Genomic DNA, 25,810 nt, shown 5'->3' on the forward strand with positions numbered 1-25,810 from the left:
GCTGGCTTTCTTGTCCCTGTTCTGGGTGCTCGCTCTCGCCGCGCGCCGGGCGGCGCGGGGGGGGGGGGGGGGGGGGGGCGGGGGGGGCCCGCCCCGGGGGGGGGGGGGGGGGGGCGGGGGGGGGGGCCCCCCCCCCCTCTCTCGTGCTCTCGTGCGTATCGATACAACGCGTGCTCAGTAAGTACTGTTGCCCATCAGCGCGATGAACGACTGCGGATCGGCGTCGAATCCGCGGACGGTCTCGCGGAACTCCCAGGCGCCTGCCTCGCTTTTGGTGAAGTCGCCGACGACCGCGCCGGTGGCTCCAGCCACGCTGGTGAAGTCGTTCTTCCCCAGCTCGGTGTGTCCCTCGAGGACCCGCACGAGGGGGTTCGCTATGTCGCCGAACACCTTTCGCCCGTCCCGCTGCTGGATGACCACCCCCACGACGACGCGCCCGTACGTGGCCGCCAGCCGGTCGAACTCCAGCGTCATGACCTCGTCGGAGCCGAAGCCCTGACCGGTCTTGCTGTCCCGGGTCAGGATGATGGTGCCGTCGGGCGACCGGCTGTCGAAGTGGACGACGTACACCGGTTCTCCGGTCGGGGCGTCCGCCTTGTACGTCGCGGCGACGATGTCGAGGTCATGGGGCGACTCGCCCAGAGGGCTCGGATCCCACTTGAGTGTCACCTCGGCCTTCCGGATCCCCTTGTTGAGACTGCTCACCGGATTCCCCTTCCCCGTAACTGCCGGGTGTTTTACGTCGGTTGACCATGTTGCCACGCTCACTCTTCCGCACCACGGGGTTCGTATCACCGGTTCGCGCCGTCATTACGATCATTGGGCAGTCTGGGGCCGTTCGAGCCGTCGGTGTCCAGGATCGAACTGGACGCCGGGGATTCGGCCGAGCTGGTACGAGTGCACTCTGCCGGAGCGTGACCGGGGCCACGTTCCGCGCCGTACGATGGCGCGGTGCTGGTCAAGTGGATTCGCTGCACAGTGGTGGACCGTCGTGGGTTCGAGCGGGGACAGCGGAAGTGGGCGGGGCTGCTGGGTGAGCCGGGATTCCGGGGCCAGGGCGGTGGGTGGAGTAAAGGGCGGCCTCATGTCGCCCATGTCTTCGCCTTCTGGGAGAGCCGGGCGTTCTACGACTCGTTCATGGCGCGCTCCCACGACCGGCTGGCGTCCGGGCAGTCAGGGACGTACAAGGACATACAGGTCAAGCTGTTCGACTACCGCTTCGATGTGAAGACCGGGTTCGAGCCGCGGTTCACGGACGCCGACGTGGTGCGGGTCGCCCACTGCAGGGTGCGCGAGGACCGGGTCGAGCACTATTCGCTGATGCAGGAAAAGGTGTGGAACCCGGCGATGGCCGGGTCGCCCGGGATGGTGCGCGGCGTGTTCGGGGAGGCGCCGGGGAGCGAGTTCCTGGTGATGTCGATGTGGCAGTCGGCGGCCGAGCACGGGAAGTACCGCAGGGAGCGGGTGGAGCGGCTGCTGCTGCGCGCGCAGACCGAGGCGGATGTCGCGGCGCTGGCCGGTGATGTGGTGCAGCTCGAACCGTCCTGGACGGTCTGAAGCCACGGGCGCACCCAGTGGAGGCGCAGCTGACCGCCGGCGCAGCGGGCGGTCCGACCGGCTACCGCTAGCTTCTGGCGCCGTGCCACCGGCCGGCCCGCCACGCCGACGCACGGAGCCCGCTGCGCCGCCGACCGCCGACCGCTTGCGCCGCCGCCCCGCCCTGATACGCCGGATGGACTCGGCCCGGCTGCTCGGCCGAGCCCGGCCCGATCTACTGTCGTGCCATGGCACGACCGCGACGCATCGTCCTCGTCCGGCACGGCGAGTCGGAAGGAAACGCCGATGACACCGTGTACGAACGCGCGCCCGACCATGCGCTGCGGCTGACCAGCACCGGCTGGGCCCAGGCCGAGGAGACGGGCGTGCGGCTGCGTGAGCTTTTCGGACGTGAGCGCGTCAGCGTCTACGTATCGCCCTATCGCCGCACCCATGAGACCTTCCGCGCGTTCGGCCTCGATCCGGAGCTGGTGCGCGTCAGGGAGGAGCCGCGGCTGCGCGAGCAGGACTGGGGGAACTGGCAGGACAGGGACGACGTACGGCTGCAGAAGGCCTACCGGGACGCCTACGGCCACTTCTTCTACCGCTTCGCCCAGGGTGAGTCGGGAGCGGACGTGTACGACCGGGTCGGGGCGTTCCTGGAGAGCCTGTACCGCAGCTTCGAGGCGCCGGACCACCCGCCGAACGTACTCCTGGTGACGCACGGACTGACCATGCGGCTGTTCTGCATGCGCTGGTTCCACTGGTCGGTCGCCGAGTTCGAGTCGCTGTCCAACCCGGGCAACGCCGAGACCCGGATACTGCAGCTCGGCGAGGACGGCCGCTACACGCTTGACCGGCCGTTCGAGCGCTGGCGCACCCCCGAGCCGTATGGCGTCACCGGATAGAGTGGCAGGAAGATGACCGCTGACTCCTCTCGCGACCGGCGCTTCGAACGCGCCCTGGACAGCCTGCGTGGACTGTCCGTGGGAGACGCCCTGGGCTCCCAGTTCTTCGTTCCCTCGAACTATCCACTGCTGAAGCGGCGGCAGCTGCCGCCTGGCCCCTGGCACTGGACCGACGACACCGAGATGGCCTGCTCGGTGCTGACTGTGCTCGCCGCCCACGGCCGGGTGGACCAGGACGCACTCGCCAGGTCCTTTGCCGAGCACCACGACTTCGACCGCGGCTACGGCCCCGCCGTCAACCGGATGCTCCGGCTGGTCAGGGAAGGGGGCGACTGGCGCGAGCTGGCCGCCGAGCTTTTCAACGGCCAGGGCTCGTGGGGCAACGGCTCGGCGATGCGTATCGCGCCGCTCGGCGCCTGGTACGCCTCCGATCCGGAGCAGGCCACCCACCAGGCCGAGATCTCCTCGTACACCACGCACCAGCACCGTGAAGCGGTGGTCGGGGCCATGGCCGTGGCGGCCGCCGCCGCGATCGCCGCGAATCCGGCCGGGCCACCAGGGCCCGCGGAGCTGCTCGACGGTGTCGTAGCGCTCGTACCGCGCAGCGCGGTGGGGGCGGGTCTTCGCCGGGCGCGGGACATGCTCGACTACGACGACGCGGGGACCGTCGCCGCCGTTCTGGGCAGCGGCCGGCGCACGAGTGCGCATGACACCGTGCCGTTCGCGCTGTGGTCCGCGGCTCGCTCGCTCGGCGACTTCGAGCGCGTGTTCTGGACGACCGCGCAGGTGGGGGGCGATGTGGACACCACGTGTGCGATTGCCTGCGGCGTGGTCGCTGCGGGCAAGTCGGGGCAGCCCCCCGCGGCCTGGCTGGAGCAGACCGAAGCCCTCCCGGACTGGGTGCCGGAACAGGCCCGCTGAGCCGCTGCCGCGGGTCCCGCAGCCTGCCTGCGGCTCGCCCCTACCGGCACGCGCGCGTGCCGGTAGGGGCGAGGTCCCGTGTCAGGCGTACGGCCGACTGAGCCGCCTGGCTTCCGACTGCTGAGGTGGGGTACGGGCCATGCCCCCATACACGGCCCGTACCCCGGCTCCGGAAGGCTGCGCTTCACGCGTCGGCCCCAGGCGGCAGCCCTACCCGGCGTGGCCACCCGCGCCCGCCGAGCCGCTGAGCGCCTCCAGGTCGCTCTTGCGCACCCGGATGACGAAGACCGCGGTCAGCACGGCGAGGCCGACCAGACCCACCCCCGCCCAGAACGCCGTCGCGATGCCTTCGGCCAGCACCTGATGCCCCCACGGCGGCGGCAGCTCGTGCGTTTTGGCGAAGATCTCCTTCTGCGCGGGCGTCGAGTCCGCGAGGAACGACGGCAGTTGACGCTCGGCCTCGTCGCGGCTGGCGGTGCTGAAGACGGTCATCAGAATCGACAGTCCCAGGGAACCTCCGACCATCTGTGTGGCGTTGAGCAGGCTGGAGGCCGCACCCGATTCGTGTTGCGCGACGCCCGAGACCGCCGTGAGCGTCGCCGTCACGAAGACCAGACCCATGCCGAATCCGAAGAGCAGCATCGGCCCCAGCACCCCGCCCAGATACGAGCTGCCCGGGTCCAGCGCGGTCAGCCACGCCATGCCGCCCCCGGTGAGCACCGCGCCCGCGGCCAGGAACGGCTTGGGCCCGAGCACCGGCAGCAGCTTCGAGGAGATCCCGGCCGCGGCCACGATCATCACCGTGACTGGGAGGAACGCGAGACCGGAGGTGATGGGGCTGTAGCCCAGCACGTTCTGCACGAACAGGACAATGAAGAAGAACATGCCGAACATCGCCGCGGCGAGGCTCATCATGATCAGATATGTGCCTGAACGGTTGCGGTCGGCGAACATCCGCAGCGGAGTGATCGGTTCCTTCGCCCGCCGCTCGGTCAGTACGAACGCCGTGAGCAGCACGATGGCCGCCCCGAAGGCGCCCAGCGTGAGCTGGTCGCTCCAGCCGTCCTCGGAGGCCCGGATGAAGCCGTAGACCAGGGACGCCATGCCCGCGGTCGAGGTCAGCGCGCCCGTGATGTCGAACCGGCCGGAGTGCCGCTCGGACTCATTGATGAACACCGGCGCGAGGACGGCTATCAGGATCCCGATCGGAAGGTTCACATAGAACACCCAGCGCCAGTTCAGCCACTCGGTGAGCATGCCGCCGGCAAGCAGGCCGATGGCCGCGCCACTGGCCGAGACCGCCGCGAAGATGCCGAACGCGCGGTTGCGCTCGGGCCCTTCGCGGAATGTCGTGGTGATGAGCGCGAGCGCCGTGGGTGAGGCGATGGCTCCGCCGACGCCCTGGAGGGCGCGGGCGGCGAGCATCTGCCACGGCTCCTGCGCGACGCCGCACAGCAGCGAGGCGAAGGTGAAGAGCAGCACGCCGAAGACGAACACCCGTCGACGGCCGAGAATGTCACCTGCCCGGCCGCCGAGAAGCAGCAGACCGCCGAAGGTGAGGGTGTAGGCATTGACCACCCATGACAGCTGGGTCGTGGTGAACTCAAGTGCCCCCTGGATGTGTGGGAGCGCGATGTTCACAATTGTCGTGTCGAGGACCACCATGAGCTGCAGGGCGGCGATGACGGCGAGGGCGATTCCGGGGCGTCCTTGTCTGCGGGCCGCTCCCGGTTTGCTTGGAGCTGTTAACTGAGAGGTTGTCACCATGGGTCCCCCACAAGTGCGTTAGTGAACGCAGTCGTTCACTGTCTCGTCAACCGTAGAGAATCCCCGTCAGTGAACGCAAGCGTTCACTCGACCTCCCGTCCCCAACGGAGAGAAGAAGATGGTCAATTCGCGCTGGACTGCCGCCGCTGAGACGCGCCCGGTCTCGCTGCGCCGTCGAGGACCCGTACTGGAACGTGCGATCCTCGACGCCGCTCTGGAGCAGTTGAGTACGGTCGGCTGGAGTGGGCTCACCATGGAGGGCGTCGCCGCCGGAGCCCAGACCGGGAAGGCCGCCGTCTACCGGCGGTGGCCCTCGAAGGAGGACCTTGTCGCGGACGCCCTGCAGGCCGGACTGCCGACACTGGACGTGGCCGCCGACCATGGGAGCATCCGCGAGGACCTCTTTCAGCTCTGCCGGAGGGTGCGGGACGCGATGTACTCCAGATCCGGCTTTGCCCTGCGTTCAGTGCTTTACGAGTGCGACATCGCTACCGCCGAACGGTTCCACGGGGTGATCGTGCGCGGGGTCATCGAGCCGTCCAACCGGCTCCTCCGTGAGGTGGTACGCCGTGGTGTCACGCGTGGTGATGTACGCCCAGACGTCACCGGCGACCTGGTCTTCGACGTGATTCCGGGCCTGATGATGTACCGCTCAAAGGTGTGCGGAAGCGAATGGCCCGACGGTGACATCGCCGACATGATCGATCAGGTGATGGTGCCGCTGCTCCGCCCGGGCGACGGCTGAGTGCGGGCGTGGAGCCGGTTGGCAGCCGACGCGGAGCCGGTGACGGGAACCGGGTGTCGCGGGCGGGGTCAGGCGGCGTAACCTTGCTGGCGCCATGCCGTACGAACCACCCACACACACAGTCGAGCGCTCGATCCGAGCCACCACCGGCGCCAAGATCATTGCTGGTGTCGACGAGGTCGGACGCGGGGCGTGGGCCGGTCCGGTCACTGTGTGCGCGGCGGTCACCGGCCTGCGCAGACCGCCCGAAGGGCTCACCGACTCCAAGCTGATCGCCCCCAAGCGCCGTACGGAACTGGCCGTGCTGCTGGAGAAGTGGGTCACGGCGCACGCCCTGGGACACGCCTCGCCGGAGGAGATCGACGAACTGGGGATGACCGCGGCGCTGCGGCTGGCCGCAGTCCGAGCGCTGGACGCGCTTCCGATTCGTCCGGACGCGGTCATCCTTGACGGCAAGCATGACTACCTGGGATCCCCCTGGCAGGTCCGTACGGTCATCAAGGGGGATCAGTCCTGCGTCGCGGTCGCGGCCGCCTCGGTGATCGCCAAGGTGCACCGGGACGCGATGATGGCCGAACTTCGGGGGGAGTTCGCCGACTTCGGCTTCGACGACAACGCCGGCTACCCCTCGCCCGTGCACAAGGCGGCGCTCAGGGTGCTGGGGCCCACGCCCTACCACCGGCTCTCCTGGGCCTATCTTGACGCGTTGCCCCAGTGGCGGCACCTCAAGAAGGTCCGCATCTCCGCGGAAGCGGCCGCACTGGAAAGCGGGGGCCAGCTCGGCTTCGAATTCTGAACCCGCCCTCCCAGCAGGCCAGTCGCACTTTTGTACCCACCCGCCGATGCCCTCTTCACCGGCATTTGATAGACATCCACCCATGCCTCTCATCCCCGAGGAGCCTCAGATTCACGAGAGTGCCCAGGGTCCCCGCGCCACGCCGGCCGCAGGCCGCACCGCGCCGACCCCCCGTCCCGTACCCGGTCCGCGTTCCGCGGCCTCGCCGCGTCCCGGACACCCGGGTCCCGGTCCCGCCAAGCCGGCGCCGCCGACACCGCGTACGCACCACTCTGCCGGGCAGCCGCAGGCCTCCCGGCCGGGAAAGCCCTCAACGCCGCAGATCCAATTGATCCCCGCCCCGGCGGACGGCGCGCTCGACGCCGCCGGCGAGGCGGTCGACCTGCTGCTCGACTCCGGCCGTGCTCCGGGCGAGGTCCTGGTGCTCACCACCGGTGAACAGCACCCGTGGGCCGCGCACGAGCTGTCCTTCGGCGCGGCCGCCTACTGGGCCCAGCACGATGCCCAGGACGACGTCTTCTACGCGGACGCCGCCGCGGCGGGCCGGGCCTTGGCCCGTCCCGTGGTGGTCGTCGCGGTCAACGGAGGCGCCGACGACGCAGCCGCCCGTGCACTGCCCGCGGCCCTGGCGAAGGCGACCGCGCTGCTGATCGTGTGTGGCGATCCCAAGCGGATCAATACCGTGCTCGGCAGGGGCGTCTGAGCCGTCGCCGTACGGCGATTAACCGGACGGCTGCCCCTTCGTGGGCAGCCGGAAGGTGGCACCCTCAGCGGGCCGCCGTGCGCCGAAGTGCTTCGGCCGCGCCACTCGCGCTGCGCAGCGGCATCGGTTCGATGTCGGTCGTGATGTCGGCGAGGTCGCCCGGCAACGAGGTGGAGTTGGGCCGTCGGCCACCTCGGCCGTCGCCCAGTACCTGCCATCCCCCGCGCGTCAGCGTGATGTACGCACCGCAGCGCAGCCCGTGCAGGGTGCATGCGTCCCGCAGTCCCCACATCCACGCTCCGTCCTCCTCCGTCCAGCGCTCGTCGCCCTCGCGGCAGTAGAGCAGCACGGCGGTGCGCACGGGCGTACGGCGGCGCAGGTCGTGCGGGATGACCCGGCGCAGATGAGCCAGCACTATGTTGCGGAACTCCCAGCCGTCGACAGGCGCGGATCGCCGGGGGAACGACGCGCTGGCAGCAAGCCGTTCCTCGTGGTCGAGCACGGCGACGACGGCGGTCGCCGGCGTCGGCTGATGCCGGGTGTGCAATCCGCTGACCACCTCGCGGGGGTTGCGCAGCAGCGGTATACCTGCCGCCGCCCACTCGGCGGGCTCGAGCATCCTGGCGAGCCGGCTGGCGGAATTGGCCGACGTCGCGAGCGAAGTGGCTGCGGACGGAGCGAATCCGAAGGTCACGGTCCTCCCTTCGCATACGCGCCGACAGTGCGGGCAGGGTCGAGTGGGGGCGCACCGCGGCACGGCCCTTCCGGACCACGAACGGGCCGCACGGGGAGCACTCCAATTCTTCCTGTCGCGTGAGCGTGGGGCAACGAGCAATTTGGCGGCACCGACGGGAATCGGCGGGTATGAGGCTCATATTCCTGCCGTATCCCTGCCCAGCTGCGCCGCCGGCGACCCCTCATGTCACGTCTGAGTCGCGAGGACCAGCGGAAACACCCCCCTCGCACCAGACCTGCGCAGCAACCTCGCCGCCACCGCGAGGGTCCAGCCACTGTCCGAAAGATCGTCCACCAGCAGGACAGGTCCGTCGGCCGAGACCAGTTCCTCGGCCAACCGGGGCGGCACGACGAACGCCTCATGCAGGGCACGCACCCGCTGCGCGCTGTTGGTGCGCGAGATTCGAGTATCCATTGCCTCAGGTGCGTACTCCACGGTGCCCAGCAGCGGCATCCGGCCGACCTCAGCGATCCGGGCTCCGAGGGATCCGACCAGCTGGGGCCTGCTGCGCGAGGCGACAGTGACCACACCGACCGGCCGGGGCGGTGCGTCCGGCGCGCCGGACGCCCATCCGCCCGGACCCTTGGCCCAGTCGGCGAGCACGGTCACCACCGCCTTCACCACATCGTCCGGAACCGGACCGTCCGGAGCCTGTGCCGCGAGCATCGGGCGGAGCCTGTTGCCCCAGCCGATGTCGGACAGCCTGCCCAGCGCGCGGCCTGCGAAGGACTGCTCCCCTTCAGGGATTCGGCCCTTGAGAGCGACCCCTACCGCTGCCAGCCCGGTCGGCCACATCTTGCGGGGCTCCACCTCCACACCCGGCCTGCCCAGCTCCCCGCGCGCGGCATCCAGGGCCGCTCCGGAGACCTTGTCGCTGAACCGGGCTCCCGAGCAGTTGTCGCAGCGCCCGCAGGGAGCGGCTTCCTCGTCGTCCAGCTGCCGCCGCAGAAACTCCATCCGGCAATTTGTCGACCGTGCGTAGTCGCGCATTGCCTCCTGCTCGGACTCGCGCTGCCGTGCGACCCACGCATACCGCTCGGCGTCGTACGACCAGGGCTGCCCCGTCGTGGTCCAGCCGCCCTTCACCCGGCGCACCGCACCGTCCACGTCCAGGACCTTGAGCATGGTTTCCAGCCGGGTACGCCGCAGCTCGACCAGCGGCTCCAGCGCGGGCAGGGAGAGCGGCCTGCCCGCCTGTCCCAGTACGTCGAGGGTGCGCCGCACCAGTTCCTCGGGCGGGAAGGCCACCGAGACGAAGTACTGCCAGATCGCCTCGTCCTCCCGGCCCGGCAGCAACAGGACTTCCGCGTGCTTGACGCCACGGCCCGCGCGGCCCACCTGCTGGTAGTAGGCGATGGGGGACGAGGGCGAGCCCAGGTGCACGACGAATCCGAGATCGGGCTTGTCGAAGCCCATGCCCAGCGCGGACGTGGCGACCAGGGCCTTGACACGGTTGGCCAGCAGATCTTCCTCGGCGTGCTGCCGGTCGGCGTTCTCCGTGCGGCCCGTGTACGAGGACACAGTGTGGCCGCACTGCCGGAGATACGCGGTCACCTCCTCGGCCGCGGCGACAGTCAGGGTGTAGATGATCCCTGAGCCGGGCAGCTCACCGAGGTGATCGGCCAGCCAGGCCAGCCGGGTCGCGGCATCGGGGAGCTGAAGCACGCTCAGGCTGAGGCTTTCCCGATCCAGCGGGCCACGCAGCACCAGGGCGTCCGTGCCTGCTCCCGTGCCCAGCTGCTCAGCGACGTCCGCGGTCACCCGGGCATTGGCCGTCGCGGTGGTGGCGAGCACCGGGACTCCCGCCGGCAGCTCCGCCAGCATCGTGCGCAGCCGTCGGTAGTCCGGCCGGAAGTCATGGCCCCAGTCGGAGATGCAGTGCGCCTCGTCCACCACCAGCAGTCCGGTGGCGGCGGCCAGCTTGGGGAGCACTTGGTCACGGAAATCGGGGTTGTTGAGCCGCTCGGGACTGACCAGCAGCACATCCACCTCGCCCGCGGCCACCTCGGCCTGGACCGTGTCCCACTCCTCGGTGTTGGAGGAATTGATGGTCCGGGCACGGATGCCGGCCCGGGCCGCGGCCTCCACCTGGTTGCGCATGAGCGCGAGCAGAGGGGAGACGATCACGGTCGGGCCGCTGCCGCGCTCGCGCAGCAGCGAGGTCGCGACGAAATACACCGCGGATTTGCCCCAGCCGGTCCGCTGCACGACCAGCGCCCGGCGCTTGTCGGCGACGAGCGCCTCGATCGCCCGCCACTGGTCCTCGCGCAGCCGGGCGGTGCCCGTGGTGTCCGAGACGAGGCGGGCAAGTACGGAATCGGCCGAGGCCCTGAGGTCTGCGGGATCTGCGACGTCTGCGTTGGTCATGCCCCCATGCAACCCGATGCCGCCGACATTGCGCGAACGAGACCGCCAGCCTGTGGATAACGTTATCCACAGGGGTCGCGGAGCCGGGGCCCCCGCGAGACGGTCGTGCCATGAACAAGCACCACGAACCCACCGGTCCGGCCGACGAGCAGCAGATCACCTTGCGCGGCCCAGCCGAACTGGCCGACGCCCTCCCGTACATGATGGGCTTCCATCCGAACGATTCGATTGTGCTCGTCGCGCTGCACGGCGCCCGCGGCCGCTTCGGCGGGCGGCTGCGGCTCGGCATCCCGCGCTCACCGCGCGAATGGTCGCCCGTGGCCCAGCAGCTCGCGGAGTGCCTGATCGAAGGCAGCGAGCGCCGCGGCTCCCGCCCCGACGGCATCGTCGTCTTCCTATGCCAGGACCCGGCTGAAGGCGAGACCAGCCACCGGGTCATGGAGCGGCTGCGCCCCCTCGCGCAACGGCTGAGGACCGCCTGCGGCACCTTCGACGTGCCCGTCTTCGAGGCGCTCTGCATCTCCGACGGCCGCTTCTGGTCCTACTGCTGCCCCGACTCGCGCTGCTGTCCGCCCGAAGGCGATGTCCTGGCTCTGCCCGGCACCTCGGTGATGGCCGCGGCCGCCGCATACGCCGGGATCCAAGTACGCGGAACCCTGCGGCAGATGGAGGCGCGGCTCGAGCCTATGGCCACTGCCTCCGCGGCCGACCAGGAGAAGGCACTGGACGCCGCGGGCGCCGCGCTGGTGCCCAGGATCCTGGACGGAGAGGGGCGTCAACAGGTCGCCGCGGAGACCGTGGCGCTGGCCCGCCGACTGATGAAACGCATTGCGGAGACTCCCCGGTCCGGGGGCTGGGCCGAGACGGATGTCGCGGATGACAGGCTCCTCACTCACGACGAGGCCGCCGCCGTGATCCTTGGCCTTCAGGACCGGGACACCCGGGACCGGGCCGCGGAATGGATGGAGGGACCGGACGCGGATCCCGCGCTGCGGCTCTGGCGGGCCCTGTCCCGCCGTTGCGTCGGCCCCTACTCCGAGCACGCCGCCGCACCGCTCACGCTCGCCGGCTGGGTCGCCTGGTCCACCGGCGACGAACCTGGCGCGAGAGTGGCTCTCGGACGTGCCCTGCGCGTCGACCCCGAGTATGTCTTCGCCCGCCTACTGCACCAGGCATGCAACGAGGGACTTGACCCGGAGGCTCTGCGCAGCTGTCTGCGCAAGGAGCACGGCTCGGGGGCGTCCGCTGCTGCCCGCGGGGCAGGCGAGCGGCCGCGCCGTCCGCGTTCTCAGCAGGTCCGTCCGTCCTCAGGGAAGAAGGGCCTGTCGCCTGCCGGGACGCGTCCCGAAAAGTCGGTGTCGAGGCATCGCAGCAGGGGGAGTAGGCGCAGCGGGCAGCGTGGCACAAGGAGCGGACGATGACGGCCGTGACCTGGGCGCCCGTGCCGCCGTTCACCGTTGTGGCGGAGTCGTACGACCCGTGCCGTCGTATTCGCAGCGGCTGTCCGGAGCGCACGGAAGGCACAGCAGAACCCCCATGGCCATCACCGCCCCTCGCCCGCCCCACCTGCCGCAGACGGGACAGAGCTCCGGCTCCGGTCCAGCGCCGCCCGGAGCCGGACGGCCCGGTGATCTTCCGCCGGTGCACAACATGCTCATCTGCGTCGCCCTGCCGTGCCTGGCGATCTCCCCCGAGCACGGCCAGCTCACCGGGACGGGGCTCGAAGGCGTCTACCACTCGGGTCGACGACTGCTCTCCCGATGCCAGTTGCGGGTCGCGGGGCGCGAACCGGTCGCGGTGCAGGGCAGATTGGTCTCCGCCCACCGGGCCAGATTCATCGCGGTGGTGCGCACGCCCGCCGACACCGGACCCGATCCGAAGGTCGGGGTGGAGCGCTCGCGCGACGCCGACGGCACGGAACGAATCACGCTGCGCAGCTCGGCGGAGAGACCCCTCAGGCTCCCGGTGGAGATCACGCTCGGTACCGACCTCGCGAGCCTGGGCGCGGTCGCGGCCGGACGGCCCGGCCCCGAACTGCGCGCCAGCGTCCATGACTCGGGCATGCGCTGGTCCGCCGGTCAGGGCGCCCATGTCGTGGTCACCGCGGATCCGCCCCCGAAGGACGCTCTGGCCTCCGCGGGAATGCTGCGCTGGGAGGTGGAACTCGCACCCGGGGCCTCCCGCACCATCGAGCTGCATGTCCGCTCCGACCGCCCGGCCCGGTCGTCCGGCCGGACATGCAGTCATACCCTGCCCGAGGCGCGAGCAGAGGGGGACGACCCCAGGCTGCAGGCACTGCTCAGGGCCGGCCTGGGTGACCTCAGGGCGCTGCTGCTGCGGGACCCCGGGGGATCCGCCGATGTGTATCTGGCCGCCGGGGTGCCATGGCGTTGCGGGCCGGCACCCGCCGAAGCGCTATGGGCCGCACGCATGGCGCTCCCGCTCTCGACCCGGCTTGCCTCGGCCACCCTGCGTACGTTCGCCCGTACCCAACTTCTGGGTCAGGGACCGGACTTCGGGCGCATCCCTGGCCCGATGAGGGATGCGGGCCCGCATCTGCCGTCGAGTTGTACGGGCGTCGAAGCGACCCTCGCGTTCCCCGTGGTCCTTGCCGAGGCGTGGCGCTGGGGACTGCCCGAGCAGGAGCTGGCGGGGCTGCTGCCGGTGGCGGAGCGCTGTTTGCACTGGCTGCGGCAGGCCGCGGGCGACGACGGCATCCTGTCCGAGCCGGTGCCGTCGGGAGTCCAGCGCGCCGAGACCCAGGCCCATGCCCATCGTGCCGCACTGCTGGGCGCCGACCTGCTGGAGGCCTACGGCCGTCCAGGAGCCGACGCCTGGCGCGAGTGGGCGAGCGAACTGCGCCACCGCTTCCGGGAGGACTTCTGGATGGACGACAGAGCGGGCGGCCGTCCCGCGGCGGGGCGGCTGCCCGACGGCCGGCTGGTGCCTCACCTGGGCGGTGGTGCCGCGCACCTTCTCGACACCGGACTGCTCGGCGGCGGTCGGTACGCCCCCGGGCTGCTGAACAGGGTGCAGACCGGGCAGCTGGCCAGACTCCTCGGCGGCCCTGCACTGGACTCCGGCTGGGGCCTGCGCAGCCTGGGGGCCAAGGAGCCGGGGCACAACCCGTTCGGCCACCGCGCCGGAGTCGTCCGTGTACACGACACGGTCGTCGCAGTCGCGGGACTGGCCGCCGCCCGGTATGAGAAGGAGGCGGTGTCACTGCTGCGTGGGGCCCTCGACGCAGCCAAGGCCTTTGGGTACCGGCTGCCCGAGATGTACGCGGGGGAGCAGCGCACGGCGGACGGCGTTCCGGTGCCGCACCCGGCCGCCTGTCGCCCGTCGGCCCTGGCCGCGGCCGCCGGGGTTCAGCTTCTGACGACCCTCGTCGGCATTCGCCCCGATGCCCCTGGCCGTACGGTCGCGCTGCACCCGGTGCGCTGCGCTCCCCTCGGTGCCGTACAGATCTCCGGGCTGTGGGTGGCGGGAGAGCCGTTCGCTGTACGCGTCAGTAGGCTCGGCCTGGGGATGGTGGAGGAGGCCGCCGACGGCCTTCAGCTGGGGGTGTGAGTGCGGTGGGTGGGCGGGCGGGGGAGCGGGCGAAGAAACAGTTGCCGCAGGTGGCGAAGGGAGTGTTTATCGTCAGGCAGACGACTATGATCACGGCATGTCGCCCTACGACCCGTCGGCCTTTCCGCCCTTTGCTGTCACCGTCGACCTGGTCGTGCTCACCGTGCGTCGTCATGCGCTCTGCGCGCTGGTGGTACGTCGCGGAGAGCCGCCGTTCCAGGGCCGGTGGGCGCTGCCCGGTGGCTTCGTCAGGGGTGACGAGGATCTGGCGGCGGCGGCAGCGCGCGAGCTCGCCGAGGAGACCGGACTGTGCGCGCACGATCCTGCCTCCCCGGCACCGGGAAACGGTGCGCATCTCGAGCAGTTGGCGACGTACGGCGACCCCAAACGGGACCCCCGTATGCGAGTTGTCAGCGTCGCCCATCTGGTGCTTGCGCCCGACCTTCCCGCGCCCCGAGCGGGCGGTGACGCGAACAGCGCGCGGTGGGCCCCTGTCGAGGATCTCCTGGGCCAGGAGAACGGGTTCGGCCGCGAAGGCGAGCAGCCCGCCCCGCTCGCCTTCGACCATGCGCGGATCCTGGCGGACGGCGTCGAAAGGGCCCGCTCCAAGATCGAGTACTCCTCCCTGGCTACAGCGTTCTGCCCACCGGAGTTCACGGTCGGCGAGCTGCGACGGGTGTACGAGGCCGTGTGGGGCGTCGCGCTCGACCCCCGCAACTTCCACCGCAAGGTCACCGGCACCCCTGGGTTCCTGGTGCCTGCGGGCGGCACGACCACCCGCCAGGGCGGCCGCCCCGCGCAGCTGTTCCGGGCAGGCGGCGCGACCTTGTTGAACCCGCCGATGCTGCGCCCGGAAGTCTGACCGAAGCCGTCCCGAGCCCGGTCGAGGCTCGGCCGTGCCGTCTGGCCGGAGCCCCGTAGAAACACGCCCCCCGCGTCCGGACAGGACTCCCGGCCGACGTCGGTGAGGGGCTGACACCCGGGCCCTGGCCGTTGCGTGAAAAGTCAGAAATGTCGCGTTATCTTGCTGGGGACCCGCCCTGCCGCCGAGCGGTCTCACCTTCCGCGAGAGAAGCGATGCTCCAGGCCATCGGACTGACCAGCACCCCCCGCCGAGACCTCCCGCCCGCCGTCGACGACCTCACCTTCGAGGCCAGGCCAGGCAGTGTCACGGCGCTTGCCGGAGCCGACGGCTCCGGCAAGACGACGGCGCTGCGGCTGATGCTCGAACTCGAGTCGGGCCGGGGCATCACCTACTTCCGCGGCAACCCCCTCCACCGCATCGCCCACCCAGCCCGCGAGGTGGGGGTGCTCCTCGGCGATGTGCCCGGCCATCCGGCACGGACCGCCCGGGGCCAGCTCCGTATGCTCTGCGCCGCGGCCGGAGTGCCTGCCTCACGCGCCGACGAGCTGCTCGAAGTCGTCGGTCTCACCGGCCTCGGCGGCCGACGTCTCGGCACGCTCTCGCTCGGCATGGACCGCAGGCTCGGGCTCGCCTCCGCACTGCTGGGTGACCCACAGACGCTCATCCTCGACGAGCCTGCGAAGGGTCTCTCGCCCCGCGAGAACAGCTGGCTGTACGGACTGCTGCGCACCCACGCCGCCCGCGGCGGCACCGTCCTGTGCACCACCAGCGACCCCAAGGAGGCCGCGCGTCTCGCCGACCGCGTCATCACCCTCGACGCTGGCCGCCTCGTCGCCGACCAGGACGCAGCCGCCTTCTCCCGCACCAGGCTCCGCCCCCGCGTGGCAGTCGGTACCCCGCACGCCGCACGCCTTGCCGCCGTTGTCACCCGCGAGGCGCGTGCCGCCCGGCGCTCGGTCGAGGTTGTCGCCGAGGGTGGCAGCCTGCTCTCCGTCTACGGCAGCAGCTGCGCCGAGATCGGCGAAACCGCCTTCCGGCACGGCGTACTCGTCCACCGGCTCACCGACGAGGTGGGTGACACGGGCCCCGCGCCGTCCGCCGCCGCCTCGGCGCCCGCGCCGGCCGCCGCCCCCGCCCCTGACGCCGAGAAACTCTTCGCCCCCGCCCCTGACGCCGAGAAGCCCCCCGCCCCGCCCGCCCCCCGAGCCACGCAACACCCCGATCCCCATCCACCTCCAGCGCCGCCCCCGGTCCGGTCCCAGCCGCGTCCCGTACGCAGCCCCCTCTGGCCCCTGCGGTACGAACTACGCCGCCTCCTCGGAGTCCGTACCGCCCTCCTGGTCGCGACAGCCGTGCTCGTCGCCTCCGCCGCCCTGTGCGTCCTGCTGGCCAGTGCCGGCTCCACCCCCCTCCCGACCGCGCTTGCCGCCTGGCCCGAGTTCCTTCCGCTGCCGCCCGCGGCCTTCGGCGCCGGACTGCTCGGGGCGCTTTCCTTCGGCGAGGAGTTCCGCTACCCCGCGCTCGCCGCCGCCCGCGGCACCGTGCCCCGCCGCCTCAGCCTCCTGCTGGCCAAGCTCGCGGTGACCGCCATGGCCGCGCTGTTGCTCGCGTTCCTCACCGTGGCGGCCGACGTCCAGGCCCTCCGCCTCGTGTACGGAAGCGGTTTGGCCCAAGTCCCGCGGAACTGGCCCGACCTGGCCGCCAGTTGGGGAGGGCTCGCGGTTGGCTGTGCCTGGGCGGGGCTGCTCGCCGCCGGAATCTGCCGGGTCACGGCCGCGGGAGTGGCCGCCGTACTCGCCGTGCCGGTCGTCATCGCCCCGCTCGTGCAGACGGCGCTCGCCGCTCCGCCAGTCCGTTCGATCGCCGGACTCCCGGGCAGGCTGCGCGAGCTGGCCTGGGTGCAGCTGCCGTGGCAGACGGACGACTGGCTGGCGGCCGGGGGGAGCCTCGTCGCCCAACCTGTCGGCGCGGCACTGGCGTTGTCGTTGTCGGCTCTGATCTGCGCATATCTGTTCACGGGCCTTCGTCGTAGCGCCCGTTGGTGATCATGATCGACCGGGTCTCGGCGAACTGCTCACAACTCCCTTGAGTACGCCCGCTTCCTTCCGATAAGGCGTCAATTGCGGGGCTGGCGCCGATCACCCTTTCGTGTGCTTTTCACCAAAGACCTCAAGGGCCGCTGAACCCAAGCCGACAAAGGATGCGTGAGTACCCTTGCGCACACCATGATGACCGCCGCCCGCCCCGCCGAGTCCGGCCTCGCCGGCCCGGGCGAACTCGACCGATACCCCTACGCGGAGTCGCCCGGCGCCGACCGCGTCGGCCCTCCCTCCTGGGACGGCTCCGAAGCCGAGTTGGGCCGGGTCGGCCGCCGTGCAGCAGGCAGCCGCGGCCGCGGACTGCACGGCCAACTCGTCCAGCAGCTTGGGCAGATGATCGTCTCCGGAGACCTCGGAGCCGACCGCCCGCTCGTCCCAGAGGAGATCGGCCAGCGCTTCGAGGTCTCCCGCACCGTCGTCCGGGAGTCGCTGCGAGTCCTCGAGGCCAAGGGCCTGGTCAGCGCCCGCCCCAATGTCGGCACCCGGGTCCGTCCGGTCAGCGACTGGAATCTGCTGGACCCCGACATCATCGAGTGGCGCGCCTTCGGTCCGCAGCGTGACGACCAGCGCCGCGAGCTGAACGAGCTGCGCTGGACCATCGAGCCGCTCGCCGCCCGCCTCGCTGCAGGTCACGGCCGTGAGGACGTCCAGCAGCGGCTCGCCGACATGGTCGAGATCATGAGCCATGCGCTCGCTCAGGGTGACGGGATCACCTTCTCGCGGGCCGACGCGGAGTTCCACTCCCTGCTGATCCAGCTCGCGGGCAATCGCATGCTGGAGCACCTCTCCGGCATCGTCTCCGCGGCCCTCCAGGTGTCCGGCGGCCCGGTCACCGGCTGTGACCGCCCGACCGAGGTCTCTCTGACCCATCACGCGCGGATCGTCGACACCCTCGCCGCCGGCGACTCGCACGCCGCGGAGTCGGCCATGCGTCAACTGCTCACCGTCCACCCGGAGGTGGAGCGAGTCGTGCCCGCGCCGCGCGAGCACTGACCGCGGGGCACGGTCAGGAGTATGGAGGCGTACGCATCGCGTGTCGCCGGATTCCACGGGGGTCCGGCGGCACGATTGTGTAGTGATCGCCCCATCTGGTCGTTTCGTCGTAAATGAGGTGTGACTCGGGCCACGTGGATTGGGCGTAACACTCCTCGAAACAGTGCGATGACCTAAGAGGTGACAGCCGAGGAGGGAATACAGCCGCCAGCGAGCGCGCTGTTCAAATCTGAGGCTCATCCCGCGCCACCGGCACATCCGCAGCCCGGTGGTCGTCGGCTCCGGCCCGATCATGGGCGGGGCCGGAAGCCGTTTCCATCGTTCCGAGAGGTTGTTCGTGTCGGCCAGCACATCCCGTACGCTCCCGCCGGAGATCGCCGAGTCCGAGTCTGTGATGGCGCTCATCGAGCGGGGAAAGGCTGATGGGCAGATCGCCGGCGATGACGTGCGTCGGGCCTTCGAGGCTGACCAGATTCCGCCAACCCAGTGGAAGAATGTTCTGCGCAGCCTCAACCAGATCCTCGAGGAAGAGGGTGTGACGCTGATGGTCAGTGCCGCGGAGTCGCCGAAGCGCGCCCGCAAGAGCGTCGCAGCGAAGAGCCCGGCAAAGCGCACCGCCACCAAGACTGTCGCGGCCAAGACCGCCACGGCGAAGACCGTCGCGGCCACCGCGGCGCCGACGGCCGAGACCGTCGACGTCCCGGCCGACGAGGTCGAGGCAACCGCGCCTGCCAAGAAGGCCGCCGCCAAGAAGGCGCCAGCCAAGAAGACGGCAGCCAAGAAGACCGCCGCCAAGAAAACCGTGGCCAAGAAGACCACGGGCAAGAAGGACGCCGACGAGGCCACCGAGGGCGAAGAGCTGCTCGATGAGGTCCAGCCCGGTGGCAAGGGCGAGGAAGAAGAGGCCGAGGGCGAGAGTAAGGGCTTCGTGCTCTCCGACGACGACGAGGACGACGCGCCTGCGCAGCAGGTCGCCGTCGCCGGCGCCACCGCCGACCCGGTCAAGGACTACCTCAAGCAGATCGGCAAGGTCCCCCTCCTCAACGCAGAGCAGGAGGTGGAGCTCGCCAAGCGCATTGAGGCGGGTCTGTTCGCCGAGGACAAGCTGGCGAACTCCGACAAACTCGCGCCGAAGCTCAAGCGCGAACTGGAGATCATCGCCGAGGACGGCCGTCGCGCCAAGAACCACCTGCTGGAGGCCAACCTCCGCCTGGTCGTCTCGCTGGCCAAGCGGTACACGGGCCGCGGCATGCTCTTCCTGGACCTGATCCAGGAGGGCAACCTCGGTCTGATCCGCGCGGTCGAGAAGTTCGACTACACCAAGGGCTACAAGTTCTCCACGTACGCCACCTGGTGGATCCGTCAGGCGATCACCCGCGCCATGGCCGACCAGGCCCGCACCATCCGTATCCCGGTGCACATGGTCGAGGTCATCAACAAGCTCGCGCGCGTGCAGCGCCAGATGCTCCAGGACCTGGGCCGTGAGCCCACCCCGGAGGAGCTGGCCAAGGAGCTCGACATGACCCCCGAGAAGGTCATCGAGGTCCAGAAGTACGGCCGAGAGCCGATCTCGCTGCACACCCCCCTCGGTGAGGACGGCGACAGCGAGTTCGGTGATCTGATCGAGGACTCCGAGGCGGTCGTCCCGGCCGACGCGGTCAGCTTCACGCTGCTGCAGGAGCAGCTGCACTCGGTGCTCGACACCCTGTCAGAGCGTGAGGCGGGCGTGGTCTCCATGCGCTTCGGTCTCACCGACGGCCAGCCGAAGACCCTGGACGAGATCGGCAAGGTCTACGGCGTGACGCGTGAACGCATCCGGCAGATCGAGTCCAAGACCATGTCGAAGCTGCGTCACCCGTCGCGTTCGCAGGTTCTGCGCGACTACCTCGACTAGGTCGCGGTCGTACGTCGACGAAGGGCCCGCATCCCGTCGGGGGAGCGGGCCCTTCGCCGTGCGCCCTGCGCGTGTACCCGCGTCTGCGCACCGTGTGTGCCCGGGTGCGGGCTGTGGTCTGCTGGCTGACTCTGAGTGGACTTGTTTCACGCTGCGTCAGGAGGCCCTTATGCGTCGTTCCCTCGCCCGAGCCCTGACCGGGGCGCTGGCCCTGATCACCGCGGCGGCATTGGCGCCGTTGACATCGCCCGTGCCGGCCGCCGCCGACGGAGTGGTGGTGGGTGGCTATCCGGCACGTGTCGCCGACAGCCCATGGGTTGTTGCGCTGGCCAGCCGTGACCGGTTCGGGGGTACGCGCGCCGGTCAGTTCTGCGGAGGTGTCGTGGTGGCGCCGACAAAGGTGCTGACCGCCGCCCACTGCCTGAGCCGGACCGTCCTCGGCAAGGAGGTGAGCGAGATCCGCGACCTGCGCGTCCTCGCGGGTCGCTCGGAACTGGTCGGCGCAGGAGGCCAGGAAATCGCCGTCAGCGGCACCCAGGTCGCGCCGAAGTACGACCCGACGACGAACAACGTGGACGTCGCGATGCTGACGCTGGCCAAGGCGCTGCCCGCCTCCCAAGTGATTGGTCTGGCACGTTCCGGAGACCGGGCGTACCAGCCGGGGACGAGCGCCACCGTCTACGGCTGGGGCGACACGAAAGGGGATGGCAGCTATGCGTCCACCCTCCACGCCGCGCAGGTGACGATCCTTTCGGACCAGACCTGCGGACAGGCCTATCCGGGCGGCCTGAGCGGGCGCTACGTCGCGTCTACGATGCTCTGCGCAGGAGACGCCAACGGTGGGCGGGACGCCTGTCAGGGAGACAGCGGAGGGCCGCTGGTGGCCGGCGGGAAGCTCATCGGCCTCGTCTCGTGGGGCAGCGGCTGCGGGCAGGCGGGCAGCCCGGGGGTGTATACGCGGATCTCGGCCGTGGTCCGGTGGTGAACCGGGGCATGAAACCGGACGCCGGCCCTGAGGCCTGAGGCAAGACGCCTGAGGCAAGACCTCCTGAGCGGCCGCGGCCGCGGTCACGGTATGAGAGCGGGCGGCCGCCCCTGGTGTTCAGGGGTGGCCGCCCATCGGCCGGTCCTGGAGACCGGCCCGTGGCTCGTCGTGGGATGCGAGGTGTCAGTGTTCCTCTTCACCGACAGCGGCCGGCACGGCCGTGAGTCGGTCGGTCTCATCCTGTATTTCCGCGGCGATCTTCTTGAGTTCCGGCTCGAACTTACGTCCGTGGTGGGCGCAGAAGAGCAGTTCACCGCCGCTGGTCAGGACGACACGCAGGTACGCCTGGGCGCCGCAGCGGTCGCAGCGATCAGCGGCCGTCAGGGGGCTCGCGGGGGTCAGAACAGTAGTCACGTCGCCTCTTCTCTAGCTCGACGAGCTGTCGTACCAGGGTCAACATCCAACCAGCCCGAAAACGTTCCCGCTCGGGGCTTTTCCTCGAAACTTCTTCTTAAGGTGGCTGTCTGCTGCCGGTTGGCGGCGAATGAGCCGTATTGCTTCGCTCTACGGATTTCGCGTTGCTTGTCTCGTTTGGCCCTCCCGGCTGGGTTGCCGGTTGTTCATGAGGACGTGCCCGGAGCCTAAATGGTTCATGCCTGGAAGGGAACGTGATGTGCACGTCACTCCATCGAGGGATCGAACATGTATGCGAGGCTGGACTAGCATGAGAATTCGCGAGGGTGGCGTTACATCGGCTCTACCAGGCCTCGGTACCCTCTGACCGGCGACCGACGCCGGGGCCTATACCCCACTGGGCCACATCTGAAATTCAGCGAGGAGCGAACCGCGTGACCGCCGAAACGTCCGTGCCGTCCACAGCGGTGCTGACCGCAGACCGTGACGGCTCCAACTACACCGCGCGGCACCTGCTCGTACTCGAGGGGCTCGAGGCGGTTCGCAAGCGCCCCGGAATGTACATCGGGTCCACCGACAGCCGCGGTCTGATGCACTGCCTCTGGGAGATCATCGACAACTCCGTCGATGAGGCCCTCGGGGGCCATTGTGACCACATCGAGGTGATCCTGCACGAAGACGGATCCGTCGAGGTCAAGGACAACGGCCGGGGCATCCCTGTCGACATCGAGCCCAAGACCGGCCTCTCCGGCGTCGAGGTCGTGATGACCAAGCTGCACGCCGGCGGCAAGTTCGGCGGCGGTTCGTACGCCGCGTCCGGCGGTCTGCACGGCGTGGGCGCCTCCGTCGTCAACGCCCTCTCCGCCCGCCTCGACGTCGAGGTGGACCGCAGCAGCGCGACGCATCTGATCAGCTTCCGGCGCGGGGTCCCCGGTATCTTCACCGAGTCGGGCCCCGACGCCCCCTTCGACCCGGCGAACGGGCTGCTCAAGGGCAAGCGCGTGCCCAAGACCCGTACCGGCACGCGCGTGCGGTACTGGGCTGACCGACAGATCTTCCTCAAGGACGCCAAGCTCTCTCTGGAGCACCTCCACCAGCGCGCCCGCCAGACCGCCTTCCTGGTGCCCGGCCTGACCATCGTGGTGCGCGACGAGCGGGACCTGGACGGCGAGGGGAAGAGCGAGGAGATCTTCCGCTTCGACGGCGGCATCAGCGAGTTCTGCGAATACCTCGCCCAGGACAAGGCCGTCTGCGACGTGCTGCGGCTGACCGGGCAGGGCACTTTCAAGGAGACCGTCCCGGTCCTCGACGACCGCGGCCATATGACCCCCACCGAGGTCACCCGGGAGCTCGGCGTCGACATCGCCCTGCGCTGGGGCACGGGATACGACACCACCGTCAAGTCCTTCGTGAACATCATCGCCACCCCCAAGGGCGGCACCCATGTGACGGGCTTCGAGCGCTCCATCACCAAGACGGTGAACGAGGTGCTGCGCTCCGCCAAGGTGCTGCGCGTCGCCGAGGACGACATCGTCAAGGACGACGCCCTGGAGGGTCTCACCGCGGTCGTCACGGTCCGGCTGGCGGAGCCGCAGTTCGAGGGCCAGACCAAGGAGGTGCTTGGCACCTCTGCGGCCAACAGGATCGTGGCCAATGTCGTCGCCAAGGAGCTCAAGGCGTTTTTGACCTCCACCAAGCGGGACGCCAAGGCGCAGGCCCGCGCGGTACTGGAGAAGGCCGTGGCCGCCGCCCGTACGCGTATCGCGGCCCGCCAGCACAAGGAGGCGCAGCGCAGGAAGACGGCCCTGGAGTCCTCCTCGCTGCCCGCCAAGCTCGCCGACTGCCGTAGCGACGACGTGGAGCGCAGCGAGCTCTTCATCGTTGAGGGGGACTCGGCGCTCGGCACCGCCAAGCTCGCCCGGAACAGCGAGTTCCAGGCGCTGCTGCCGATCCGCGGAAAGATCCTCAACGTACAGAAGTCGTCCGTCTCGGACATGCTCAAGAACGCCGAGTGCGGCGCGATCATCCAGGTCATAGGAGCGGGGTCGGGCCGGACCTTCGACATCGACGCGGCGCGTTACGGCAAGATCGTCCTGCTGGTCGACGCCGATGTCGACGGCGCCCACATCCGCTGTCTGCTGCTCACGCTCTTCCAGCGCTATATGCGGCCGATGGTGGAGGCCGGCCGGGTTTTCGCCGCCGTGCCGCCGCTGCACCGGGTCGAACTTGTCCAGCCCAAGAAGGGCCAGGACAAGTACGTGTACACGTACTCCGACAACGAGCTGCGCCAGACGCTGCTGGAGTTCCAGCGCAAGGGGGTCCGCTTCAAGGACTCCATCCAGCGCTACAAGGGCCTCGGTGAGATGGACGCCGATCAGCTCGCGGAGACCACGATGGACCCGCGCCACCGCACCCTGCGCCGGATCAACATCGGCGACCTGGACTCCTCCGAGCAGGTCTTCGACCTGCTCATGGGCAATGAGGTCGCGCCCCGTAAGGAGTTCATCACCAGCTCCGCCGCGACTCTGGACCGCTCGCGGATCGACGCCTGACGTCGGCCCCGCCCACCCAGGGGTGGAGCCGTCGGCTCCACCCCTGATCCGATCCCGGGCCGGGGTCCCGCTCCGTAGCATCGAGGGCGACGGAGGGGGACCCGACGTGCCCAGCAGCCAGTGGACCGAGTGGCCCACGCGGGAAGCGCTGTCCCGGGTGGGCGTACCGCGTGTGCGCATCGCCCTCGACATCGCCGTGCTGGCCTCCATGGCAGCCTGGGCCGTCTCCAGCGCGTACGCATCGGGCGCCTTCCACGGCTGGCGGGCGATGCTTCCGGCGCTCGGCCTGCTCTGCTGCACCGCGGCCGTCCTCGGCTACCACCAGACGACCCTGGCCAACCGGATGCTGCCCTCGCTCGGACTGCTCGCAGCCGTCGCCGCGGTGGGGGCGGGGTCGTACGCGGCGGGAGCGGACGTTCCCTCGGCGGTGCTGTGGATCTCGGCCTCTGTCATGGCGATGGAACGCCTGCCGCTGGCCCCCGGTCTGGTCACCGGCGTGGTGATGGTCAGCTTCTTCGCGCTGATCCAGGACAGCAGCGCCCTGGGGGCCGGGATCACGATGGCCTCCGTGCTGCTCGGCGGCTACTCACTGCGCCTCGACGCCCAGGCCCGCAGTGCCGGCTTCCGGCTGCTCGCCCAGGAGCGGGCCGCGCGCGAGGCCGAGGCCACCTCCGCGGCCCTCGCCGAGCGGGCCCGAATAGCGCGCGAGATCCACGACGTCCTCGCGCACAGCCTCTCCGCGCAGCTCGTGCATCTGGAGGCCGCCCGGCTACAGATCGAACGGGGCCCGGAAGGGCCGTTCCGCGAACAGATCCTGGAGCGGGTGGTGGCCGCCCGGGTGATGGCTCGCGAAGGCCTCGCGGAGACCCGGCAGGCGCTCTCCGCCCTGCGCGGCGAGATGGCTCCCGTCGAGGACTATCTGCGCGAGCTGGGAGTCGCCGACGGGGCGGAGACCGAGGTGACGGGTGAGCGACGGCAGCTGACCGCCGAGGCCTCGCAGGCGGTTCGGCGGGTTGCGCAGGAGGCCCTGACCAACGCGCGCAAGCACGCGCCCGGCGCAAAGGTACGCATGCTGCTCGTGTACGAGGACGGTGAAGTGGCTTTGGAAGTACGGGATTCGGGAGCCGCCGGCCAAGCCGGTGAGCTCGGGACCTCCGGCTCCAGGTACGGTCTGCTGGGGATGCGCGAACGGGCCGAACTGCTCGGCGGCACCCTGGAGGCGGGATCGGAGGGAGAGGGCTTCGTGGTGCGGCTGCGAGTGCCGGCATGACCGCGCGGATCGCCAGAGTGATCGTCGCCGACGATCAGGCGGTGGTGCGCGAGGGCATTGTGATGCTCCTGGGGTTGCTGCCCGGAATCGAGGTCGTCGGCTCGGCAAAGGACGGTGAGGAAGCCCTCGCCCTGGTCGCCGAACTCGCCCCCGACGTCGTCCTGATGGACCTGCGGATGCCCCGCTGCGACGGGGTCGAGGCGACCCGCCGTATCCGCGGCGAACACCCCGGCACCCAGATCGTCGTGCTCACCACCTATGCCGACGACGACTCGCTCTTCCCGGCCCTGCGGGCGGGAGCGCGCGGCTATCTCACCAAGGACGCCGACGGCGACGAGATCGTACGGGCTATCCAGGACGTCATGGCCGGCCGGGCCGGGCTTTCGCCGGTTGTCCAGCGCCGGCTGCTGGAGCAGGTCACCTCGGCGCCCGAACCCTCAGGGCCGAAGCTGCCCGACGGGCTGACCGCGCGCGAGGGCGAGGTGCTGGCCCTGATCGCGGACGGCCTCACCAACGCGGACATCGCTCGCAGGCTGCACATCTCCACGGCCACCGTGAAAACCCACATCAACAACCTCTTCTCGAAGGCAGGCCTTCACGACCGTGCGCAGGCGGTGCGGTACGCCTACCGGGAAGGTCTCGCGCAGCCACCCGGGTCGGGGATCACCTGATGGGGTGAAGACCGGCGG

Annotated in this window: 21 protein-coding genes; 16 read left to right on the plus strand and 5 right to left on the minus strand. The window is 70.2% G+C overall.

Features of this window, described 5'->3' with window-relative positions; genetic code table 11:
* Positions 1–174: 174 nt before the first annotated feature.
* On the minus strand, positions 175–705 hold the full coding sequence (locus ACH492_RS29790) for a TerD family protein (RefSeq protein WP_398990948.1): 531 nt from the start codon (positions 703–705) through the stop codon (positions 175–177).
* Positions 706–951: 246 nt separating this feature from the next.
* Between ACH492_RS29790 and ACH492_RS29795 the strand changes: the two genes are divergently transcribed.
* From ACH492_RS29795 to ACH492_RS29805, 3 genes are all read left to right on the plus strand, one after another.
* Entirely contained in the window at positions 952–1,557 is a 606-nt protein-coding gene (locus ACH492_RS29795) for a YdbC family protein (protein ID WP_307660690.1), read from the plus strand.
* 227 nt (positions 1,558–1,784) lie between these two features.
* Entirely contained in the window at positions 1,785–2,444 is a 660-nt protein-coding gene (locus ACH492_RS29800) for a histidine phosphatase family protein (protein ID WP_398990950.1), read from the plus strand.
* Positions 2,445–2,456: 12 nt separating this feature from the next.
* Positions 2,457–3,365: an ADP-ribosylglycohydrolase family protein gene (locus tag ACH492_RS29805; RefSeq protein ID WP_398990952.1), complete on the plus strand. Its 909-nt coding sequence runs from the start codon at positions 2,457–2,459 to the stop codon at positions 3,363–3,365.
* Between the two features lie 210 nt (positions 3,366–3,575).
* On the opposite strand, the gene ACH492_RS29810 is transcribed toward ACH492_RS29805, so the two are convergent.
* Positions 3,576–5,129: an MFS transporter gene (locus ACH492_RS29810; RefSeq protein WP_398991092.1), complete on the minus strand. Its 1,554-nt coding sequence runs from the start codon at positions 5,127–5,129 to the stop codon at positions 3,576–3,578.
* Between the two features lie 121 nt (positions 5,130–5,250).
* On the opposite strand from ACH492_RS29810, the gene ACH492_RS29815 reads away from it, so the two are divergent.
* The 3 genes from ACH492_RS29815 (at position 5,251) to ACH492_RS29825 (ending at position 7,376) form a co-directional block, all read left to right on the plus strand.
* On the plus strand, positions 5,251–5,877 hold the full coding sequence (locus ACH492_RS29815) for a TetR/AcrR family transcriptional regulator (RefSeq protein WP_398990954.1): 627 nt from the start codon (positions 5,251–5,253) through the stop codon (positions 5,875–5,877).
* Positions 5,878–5,971: 94 nt separating this feature from the next.
* On the plus strand, positions 5,972–6,673 hold the full coding sequence (locus ACH492_RS29820; RefSeq protein ID WP_398990956.1) for a ribonuclease HII: 702 nt from the start codon (positions 5,972–5,974) through the stop codon (positions 6,671–6,673).
* Between the two features lie 82 nt (positions 6,674–6,755).
* Positions 6,756–7,376 (plus strand): hypothetical protein, encoded by a 621-nt coding sequence (locus ACH492_RS29825; RefSeq protein ID WP_398990958.1) that lies wholly within the window; start codon positions 6,756–6,758, stop codon positions 7,374–7,376.
* Positions 7,377–7,440: 64 nt separating this feature from the next.
* Here ACH492_RS29825 and ACH492_RS29830 read toward each other — a convergent pair whose 3' ends face one another.
* Entirely contained in the window at positions 7,441–8,070 is a 630-nt protein-coding gene (locus ACH492_RS29830) for a hypothetical protein (RefSeq protein ID WP_398990960.1), read from the minus strand.
* A gap of 228 nt (positions 8,071–8,298) precedes the next feature.
* Positions 8,299–10,479 (minus strand): RecQ family ATP-dependent DNA helicase, encoded by a 2,181-nt coding sequence (locus ACH492_RS29835; RefSeq protein WP_398990962.1) that lies wholly within the window; start codon positions 10,477–10,479, stop codon positions 8,299–8,301.
* A 110-nt stretch (positions 10,480–10,589) separates the two neighbouring features.
* On the opposite strand from ACH492_RS29835, the gene ACH492_RS29840 reads away from it, so the two are divergent.
* The 7 genes from ACH492_RS29840 to ACH492_RS29870 all read left to right on the plus strand — a co-directional run bounded on the left by ACH492_RS29840 (position 10,590) and on the right by ACH492_RS29870 (position 20,885).
* Positions 10,590–11,900, plus strand: a complete 1,311-nt coding sequence (locus tag ACH492_RS29840; RefSeq protein WP_398990964.1) for a DUF4192 domain-containing protein — start codon at positions 10,590–10,592, stop codon at positions 11,898–11,900.
* A 229-nt stretch (positions 11,901–12,129) separates the two neighbouring features.
* Positions 12,130–14,049: a glycogen debranching N-terminal domain-containing protein gene (locus tag ACH492_RS29845; protein WP_398991094.1), complete on the plus strand. Its 1,920-nt coding sequence runs from the start codon at positions 12,130–12,132 to the stop codon at positions 14,047–14,049.
* A gap of 97 nt (positions 14,050–14,146) precedes the next feature.
* Positions 14,147–14,911 (plus strand): NUDIX domain-containing protein, encoded by a 765-nt coding sequence (locus tag ACH492_RS29850; RefSeq protein WP_307660680.1) that lies wholly within the window; start codon positions 14,147–14,149, stop codon positions 14,909–14,911.
* Between the two features lie 215 nt (positions 14,912–15,126).
* Entirely contained in the window at positions 15,127–16,959 is a 1,833-nt protein-coding gene (locus tag ACH492_RS29855; RefSeq protein ID WP_398990966.1) for an ATP-binding cassette domain-containing protein, read from the plus strand.
* Positions 16,960–17,118: 159 nt separating this feature from the next.
* Positions 17,119–18,006, plus strand: a complete 888-nt coding sequence (locus ACH492_RS29860; RefSeq protein ID WP_398990968.1) for a FadR/GntR family transcriptional regulator — start codon at positions 17,119–17,121, stop codon at positions 18,004–18,006.
* 337 nt (positions 18,007–18,343) lie between these two features.
* Complete coding sequence (locus ACH492_RS29865; RefSeq protein WP_398990970.1) at positions 18,344–19,900, plus strand: RNA polymerase sigma factor; 1,557 nt, start codon at positions 18,344–18,346, stop codon at positions 19,898–19,900.
* A gap of 169 nt (positions 19,901–20,069) precedes the next feature.
* The gene (locus tag ACH492_RS29870; protein WP_398990972.1) at positions 20,070–20,885 is read left to right on the plus strand and encodes a serine protease; all 816 of its coding nucleotides are present in this window, start codon (positions 20,070–20,072) and stop codon (positions 20,883–20,885) included.
* Between the two features lie 183 nt (positions 20,886–21,068).
* On the opposite strand, the gene ACH492_RS29875 is transcribed toward ACH492_RS29870, so the two are convergent.
* Positions 21,069–21,299, minus strand: a complete 231-nt coding sequence (locus ACH492_RS29875; RefSeq protein WP_307660675.1) for a hypothetical protein — start codon at positions 21,297–21,299, stop codon at positions 21,069–21,071.
* A gap of 434 nt (positions 21,300–21,733) precedes the next feature.
* Between ACH492_RS29875 and ACH492_RS29880 the strand changes: the two genes are divergently transcribed.
* From ACH492_RS29880 to ACH492_RS29890, 3 genes are all read left to right on the plus strand, one after another.
* Positions 21,734–23,851, plus strand: a complete 2,118-nt coding sequence (locus ACH492_RS29880; protein WP_398990974.1) for a type IIA DNA topoisomerase subunit B — start codon at positions 21,734–21,736, stop codon at positions 23,849–23,851.
* A 106-nt stretch (positions 23,852–23,957) separates the two neighbouring features.
* Positions 23,958–25,121: a sensor histidine kinase gene (locus ACH492_RS29885; protein WP_398990976.1), complete on the plus strand. Its 1,164-nt coding sequence runs from the start codon at positions 23,958–23,960 to the stop codon at positions 25,119–25,121.
* Positions 25,118–25,792 carry a response regulator gene (locus ACH492_RS29890; protein WP_398990978.1) on the plus strand — a complete coding sequence of 225 codons (675 nt, stop codon included), beginning with the start codon at positions 25,118–25,120 and terminating at the stop codon, positions 25,790–25,792. The genes ACH492_RS29885 and ACH492_RS29890 overlap by 4 nt, the downstream gene beginning before the upstream one ends.
* The last annotated feature ends 18 nt before the right edge of the window (positions 25,793–25,810 follow it).

Source organism: Streptomyces sp. NPDC019443 (assembly GCF_044389785.1).
In the GTDB taxonomy this organism is placed as follows: domain Bacteria; phylum Actinomycetota; class Actinomycetes; order Streptomycetales; family Streptomycetaceae; genus Streptomyces.

Excerpts from the sequence above, each read along its gene's own strand:
- ACH492_RS29805 (WP_398990952.1), top strand. The coding sequence starts at position 2,457 with ATGACCGCTGACTCCTCTCGCGACCGGCGCTTCGAACGCGCCCTGGAC.
- ACH492_RS29825 (WP_398990958.1), top strand. The coding sequence starts at position 6,756 with ATGCCTCTCATCCCCGAGGAGCCTCAGATTCACGAGAGTGCCCAGGGT.
- ACH492_RS29800 (WP_398990950.1), top strand. The coding sequence starts at position 1,785 with ATGGCACGACCGCGACGCATCGTCCTCGTCCGGCACGGCGAGTCGGAA.
- ACH492_RS29870 (WP_398990972.1), top strand. The coding sequence starts at position 20,070 with ATGCGTCGTTCCCTCGCCCGAGCCCTGACCGGGGCGCTGGCCCTGATC.
- ACH492_RS29845 (WP_398991094.1), top strand. The coding sequence starts at position 12,130 with ATGCTCATCTGCGTCGCCCTGCCGTGCCTGGCGATCTCCCCCGAGCAC.
- ACH492_RS29840 (WP_398990964.1), top strand. The coding sequence starts at position 10,590 with ATGAACAAGCACCACGAACCCACCGGTCCGGCCGACGAGCAGCAGATC.
- ACH492_RS29890 (WP_398990978.1), top strand. The coding sequence starts at position 25,118 with ATGACCGCGCGGATCGCCAGAGTGATCGTCGCCGACGATCAGGCGGTG.
- ACH492_RS29815 (WP_398990954.1), top strand. The coding sequence starts at position 5,251 with ATGGTCAATTCGCGCTGGACTGCCGCCGCTGAGACGCGCCCGGTCTCG.
- ACH492_RS29855 (WP_398990966.1), top strand. The coding sequence starts at position 15,127 with ATGCTCCAGGCCATCGGACTGACCAGCACCCCCCGCCGAGACCTCCCG.
- ACH492_RS29850 (WP_307660680.1), top strand. The coding sequence starts at position 14,147 with ATGTCGCCCTACGACCCGTCGGCCTTTCCGCCCTTTGCTGTCACCGTC.
- ACH492_RS29835 (WP_398990962.1), bottom strand. The coding sequence starts at position 10,479 with ATGACCAACGCAGACGTCGCAGATCCCGCAGACCTCAGGGCCTCGGCC.
- ACH492_RS29820 (WP_398990956.1), top strand. The coding sequence starts at position 5,972 with ATGCCGTACGAACCACCCACACACACAGTCGAGCGCTCGATCCGAGCC.